6 protein-coding genes are annotated in these 5,422 nt (G+C 32.2%); all 6 read right to left on the bottom strand.

The window, feature by feature from the left end; all coding sequences use genetic code 11:
• Nucleotides 1-163: 163 nt before the first annotated feature.
• Nucleotides 164-814 carry a class II aldolase/adducin family protein gene (locus BLV68_RS15095; protein WP_159428728.1) on the bottom strand — a complete coding sequence of 217 codons (651 nt, stop codon included), beginning with the start codon at nt 812-814 and terminating at the stop codon, nt 164-166.
• A 170-nt stretch (nt 815-984) separates the two neighbouring features.
• Nucleotides 985-2,019: a zinc-binding dehydrogenase gene (locus tag BLV68_RS15090; RefSeq protein WP_093755248.1), complete on the bottom strand. Its 1,035-nt coding sequence runs from the start codon at nt 2,017-2,019 to the stop codon at nt 985-987.
• 28 nt (nt 2,020-2,047) lie between these two features.
• A complete protein-coding gene (locus BLV68_RS15085; RefSeq protein ID WP_093755246.1) occupies nt 2,048-3,322 on the bottom strand; it encodes a PTS galactitol transporter subunit IIC in 1,275 nt (424 codons plus the stop codon).
• Between the two features lie 3 nt (nt 3,323-3,325).
• Entirely contained in the window at nt 3,326-3,619 is a 294-nt protein-coding gene (locus BLV68_RS15080; RefSeq protein WP_093755244.1) for a PTS sugar transporter subunit IIB, read from the bottom strand.
• A 78-nt stretch (nt 3,620-3,697) separates the two neighbouring features.
• Nucleotides 3,698-4,174 (bottom strand): PTS sugar transporter subunit IIA, encoded by a 477-nt coding sequence (locus BLV68_RS15075; protein WP_093755242.1) that lies wholly within the window; start codon nt 4,172-4,174, stop codon nt 3,698-3,700.
• A gap of 2 nt (nt 4,175-4,176) precedes the next feature.
• Complete coding sequence (locus BLV68_RS15070; protein ID WP_093755240.1) at nt 4,177-4,962, bottom strand: DeoR/GlpR family DNA-binding transcription regulator; 786 nt, start codon at nt 4,960-4,962, stop codon at nt 4,177-4,179.
• Between the last annotated feature and the right edge of the window lie 460 nt (nt 4,963-5,422).

Raw genomic sequence — 5,422 nt, 5'->3', positions numbered from 1 at the left:
CTATATACTTCTCCTGGTATAACTTTTTTCTTTATTTCTCCATTAGTCAAGTCTATATCTAGCAGTTTCCCATCTGGAAATCTCATTTTATCACCTTCTGTATTTTTTTAGACTATATAACCATAATCTATATAACATTAGAATTTAACAAATTAAGTTAAAATTATATAGTATATTTATAGCCTTTCAAAAACTCTTCATGTAATTTTTTTGCTTCCTCATCAGATATAGTAGTATATTTGCCCAAACATTTTGCAATAAAATATATTTTGGCAGCATTTTCTACAACCATAGCATTGAAAAAAGCATCTTTTAATGTTCTACCTATAGTCACAACCCCATGGTTTTTCATTAGTGCACCGGCTCTATCTTCCATAGCCTTAACAACTTCTACTCCAAGTTCAATACTTCCTTCAGCAGCATAATTTGTAGTTCTAACATTACCACCTAAAGCATTCGCTAATTCTCCTATGACTAAAGGTATTTCCTCATCTGCAACGCCAATAGCTGTAGCATATGTTGAATGAGTGTGTATTATACTTAGTGCATCCTTTCTGTTTTTGTAAATATATAGATGCATGGGAGTTTCACTTGATGGATTTAAATTCCCTTCAACAACATTTCCTTCTATATCTATAATGACAACATCTTCTTTCTTTAATGTTGTATAGTCTACTCCACTTGGAGAAATTGCGATTAAGTTTGAGGCTTCATCCCTTATACTCAAATTCCCCCATGACAATGTAACTAACCCAGTTTCCACTAATTTTTTCCCGATTTCTACGATTTGCGCACGTTCCTTTTCTAAAAGCATTGTAGATTCCTCCTTGTGTAATATAATTAAATTTGACATTTTACTCAACTTATAAGATACTAATTATAGTGATAGAGGTCGTAGCTTTCCCCTTTTTTTACTAAACAAAGCTACGCAACCTCTATCAATTTTCCTAATAATGAGCTTATTGATAAGAGTTTTCTCTTGTCTTAATCTAATCTAATTTGAATCTTCATTACTTCTGCTTTAGTGGCTAATACCATCGCCTCTTCTATGGCTTCCAAAGGAAATCTCCTTGAAATATAATTGTCAACACTAATTGCCCCTTTTCTGATTAGATCCATTGCTTCATCACATTCTTCCCTACTATAAGCATAAGAACCAATTACAACTACTTCATCATAGTGGATTCTGTTTCCATCCAGTTCAACCATGTAATTTGCTTTAGGAAAACCTCCAAAAGCTATCACTACTCCTTTTTTCCTAACCATTTCAACCGCTTGTCTTACAGCATCTACAGAAGGATTAGCGGAAATAACTCTATCTACTCCAAAGGGAAACATTTCCCTTATCACTTGCACTAAATCTTCTTTACTTGAATTAATATACTTATCAAAATTAAACTTTTCTGCAATTTCCAATCTGGAACTTGAAAGATCTGCCATTATTACTTTATCTGCTCCAGCATGCTTAGCTAATTCTCCATGCATACAACCAATAGGACCCGCACCAATTATGACTACATTATCTCCTTCTTTTGGAGGCAACAACTTTTGTGTGTGGAGACAAGATGCAACAGGTTCTATTAGTGAGCCAGCATCTATAGATATTTGAGAATCCAATTTCCTAACCCAACCCTTTTTTAAAATAACTTCCGGTAATACTATCTTTTTTGCAAAAGCCCCTTGGAAATCCTTTCCTATTTCAAGCTTATTTTCACAAACATTTTCATAGCCATTAGTACAATACCAGCATTCTCCACAAGGAATGTCTTGAGAAGCTATTACCAAATCTCCTTCAGAAAAACCATCGCAATTGGTTGCATCTATAACTTTGGCAACAAACTCATGACCTAATACAGTTCCTGGTTTAATACTATTAGAACCATGTCTATATGTCCTTATATCTGAACCACATATATTACAACATATTACTTGTAACAATAGATCGCCTTCTTTATACTTAGGTTCAGTAATATCTTTTACTTCGATATTATTTTGTCCATACCATATTGCTGCTTTCATCTAATTAATCATCCTTTCAAAGAAAATTTTAAAAAATACCGCCTATTAACATAGATATTTTATAAATAACCCATGTTATCCATTGTGAGCCAATTGATAAACAGGTTGCCATACTTGCCCCTTCTGGAAATTGAAAACCAACTTGTTTACCAAGTTGTGTCATAGCTGGTGCATAATCAGAAGCAATGAGAAGTATTGGTATCATAAATAATGTTCCTATGAGCCATCCTCTAAAGATGTTTCCTTTTGACGGTACAACAGCCCAAACAATAAAGAATACAAGTCCACCTAATTCAGCTAATGGCAAGGTGATATTCCCTGGAAGTATGATAGCAAGAATTAACGTTGTAGGAATTAATAGTAATGCAGTTGCAATTATTGAAGGATGTCCAACTACTGCTGCTGCATCAAGCCCTATGTTTATCTTTCTATCCTTAAATCTTTTCTGCATAAATTCTGAAGCTGATTCTGAAATTGGTGTTAATCCTTCCATCAATACACCTATCATTTTAGGTAATAAGTACATAGCGGCCGCAGTGGATATAGCAGTATTTAAAACAGAATTAGCATCAAGCCTTGCTATAAGTCCTAAAACTAAACCTATTAAAATACCTAGTACAACAGGTTCTCCAAGCAAACCAAATTTTTTCTGAATACTTTCAGGGGACCAATCTATTTTATTTATTCCGGGTATTTTATCAATTAACTTATTTAATGGTATCCCTATTAAAGCCCAACCCGTTGATTCTATATGAGGAATTGATATACCAGGTAAATTGAAAAATTCTTCTACGTAGGGTTGTGTATAATCTGCTACTTTAAATATTATCCCCATACCTATACATGCACCTAAAACCGCCAATACCATATTGCCAGTAAGCATATGGACTACTCCACCAACGAATAAAGCTTGCCAATAATTCCAAATATCTACATCCAATGTGTCTGTCCATTTTAAAACAAGCATAATTATGTTGGTAGCAAATACTGCAATTAATATTATTGGCACAATAACTCCACTGCCCCATGCTATGGAAGCCGCAATAGGCCAACCAACATCTACTGCTGTTAGTTTAAAATCATATAAACTAACAATTTCATTTACAGCAGTCATTATAGAACCCGAGAGTAGATCAATTACCAAATTGATACCAATAAATGCAATTCCTACAAGCAAACCACTCTTAAAAGCCCTACCAATTTTTTGTCCAAATACTAAACCTAAAATAGTTATTATGATGGGCATAAAAATTGGTGCTCCAGCATCCATAATAAAATTAATAATATTCATGAAGGTTGTCATACACTACACTCCTTTATCGATTTTTTTTAAAAAATCCATTATTTCTAATAAAACCTTATCTTTCCCAATCTTCGTGATGAGAGGTAATCCGTTTATTATGGGTACACCATAGTCATCATTAAGTACAGTAGTACTTACTATCAAATCAACATCTCTTGCTCTTGAATTAACTTCTAAAGGTGTACACCTAGATGTAGTTATACTTATTCCATTTCTTTTAGCCTCCTCTTGAATTTCTTTTTCCGCTACTGAAGAAGTAATACCTCCTGTCCCACAAACCACTAGCACTTTTATCATCTTTCTCCCCCCTTTCTTTACAAAAATTCATAATAAAAGTAATGTATATAAAAATTATCAATATAATAGACACAAACATTAATTTGGGCTAAAAGATTTGAACAATTCTTTTAACCTTTCAATTGCCTCTTGTACCCTAGAAACCCTCCTAAGTTCCAGCCAACCTTCAATATTATTAAAAGAATCAATTAAGGATTGTAGCGTCTTTAATTGTTCATCAGGGTTTTTCATAGCTATCATAACTACAAAATCAATGTCTATCGCCACATTATTGTCATCCATTCTAAAAAAACTAATTGGCTTATCTAAAATAGCTATACATAATCCAGATTTTTTAACATATTTTACATCAGCATGAGGAATTGCAAACCCAACCTTCTCCATAGGAAGCCCAGTAGGGAAAACTTTTTCTCGCTCTATAACCCTTTGTCCAAAATCTTCAGTAACATAACCTTCTCTCATCAATAAATCTGACATATTCCCTAAAAGCTTAAATTTATCATCAACCTCAGGTCTTAATAAAATACAATTTTCGTTTAAGTAGTTTTTTAACATTTTTACTCATCTCCTTGTCTATCATTGTTTACTACGATTATATCTATATTGGATTTCCTTAACTTCTTTATTTCCTCAACAGAACTTTTGTCATCAGTAATTATTGCATCAAAAGTATTAGCAGGTGCAATGCTCAGTAAAGCTACATTGCCAAACTTACTGTTATCCGCCAGTAAATATGCCTCTTTAGATATGTTTATTAATTCTTTTACTACTTCCACTTCACCCTCAAAATAGTCCGTTACTCCATATTTACTAGATACTCCTGCTGAACTAACGAAACATTTATCAACATAAAAATTTCTTATCATATCCAAACTATAACTTCCATATAGAATCATATCCTCCTTTCTTAACCACCCTCCGATTAAAAACACCCTACTTTTTTGGTCATTAGCAAAGATATTTGCTATATTTATTGATGGTGTAATAATTGTAACTTCTTGTCTATTTACTAGTAATTTTGCTAGTTCTTCAACAGTTGTTCCTGTTCCTAATGCTATTGAATCTCCTGGCTTAATCAACTTTAATGCTTCTTTAGCTATTTGTTTTTTTTCAAAGATATTTACTGTTTCCCTCTTGTCATATGGAACTTCAGCTCCCCTTTGCATAGCAGGAGCAACTCCTCCATGAACTTTGATAACCCATCCCATTTCTTCTAGATAATTTAAATCATTGCGTATAGTTTCAATAGATACACCAAAAATTGAAGCTAAATTTGACGGGGTAGTAATTGGATGCTCTTGTATAACTTCCATTATCTTTTTTCTTCTAATAGCTTTTTTCATACTAAAACTCCTTTATTTTTTGAATTTACAATTATTAATTATAATTAAGTTGATTTTTAATTTTCTGACTACTTGATTATTTACTAAAATTATAGAACATTTTTTGTTTTTTTGCAAGATAAATTTAATTTTTTTGGTTTTTGCCAATTATTTTGACTAAACTAAATCTTTTAGTTATATAAGCTACACTGACTAAGATTTTTATAATATTAATTTATTGAAACTAAACATGCTTGTTTTTCAGACCCCACCTTATAATGAACAATAAAAAGACTATTGGAAAATAACAAAGCTCATCCCTTTTTGCGCATAATAATGGGACATTATTCACTTGTGCTTAATATTCTTAATAATAATCTATTGCCAATAATAAAACCTCCATTATACAAATTAATATTTGCATAATGGAGGTTTATATATTTAGATTTTTAGCCTCCACCAAGAAGACTAAATATCTCTA

Source organism: Tepidimicrobium xylanilyticum, from assembly GCF_900106765.1.
GTDB classification, from domain to species: domain Bacteria; phylum Bacillota; class Clostridia; order Tissierellales; family Tepidimicrobiaceae; genus Tepidimicrobium; species Tepidimicrobium xylanilyticum.
Note: the sequence above shows the minus strand (reverse complement) of the source record. Positions and strands in the feature narration are given on the sequence as shown.

Coding starts and splice junctions, on each gene's coding strand:
- BLV68_RS15080 (WP_093755244.1), bottom strand. CDS start 3,619: ATGATAAAAGTGCTAGTGGTTTGTGGGACAGGAGGTATTACTTCTTCA.
- BLV68_RS15090 (WP_093755248.1), bottom strand. CDS start 2,019: ATGAAAGCAGCAATATGGTATGGACAAAATAATATCGAAGTAAAAGAT.
- BLV68_RS15070 (WP_093755240.1), bottom strand. CDS start 4,962: ATGAAAAAAGCTATTAGAAGAAAAAAGATAATGGAAGTTATACAAGAG.
- BLV68_RS15085 (WP_093755246.1), bottom strand. CDS start 3,322: ATGACAACCTTCATGAATATTATTAATTTTATTATGGATGCTGGAGCA.
- BLV68_RS15095 (WP_159428728.1), bottom strand. CDS start 814: ATGCTTTTAGAAAAGGAACGTGCGCAAATCGTAGAAATCGGGAAAAAA.
- BLV68_RS15075 (WP_093755242.1), bottom strand. CDS start 4,174: ATGTTAAAAAACTACTTAAACGAAAATTGTATTTTATTAAGACCTGAG.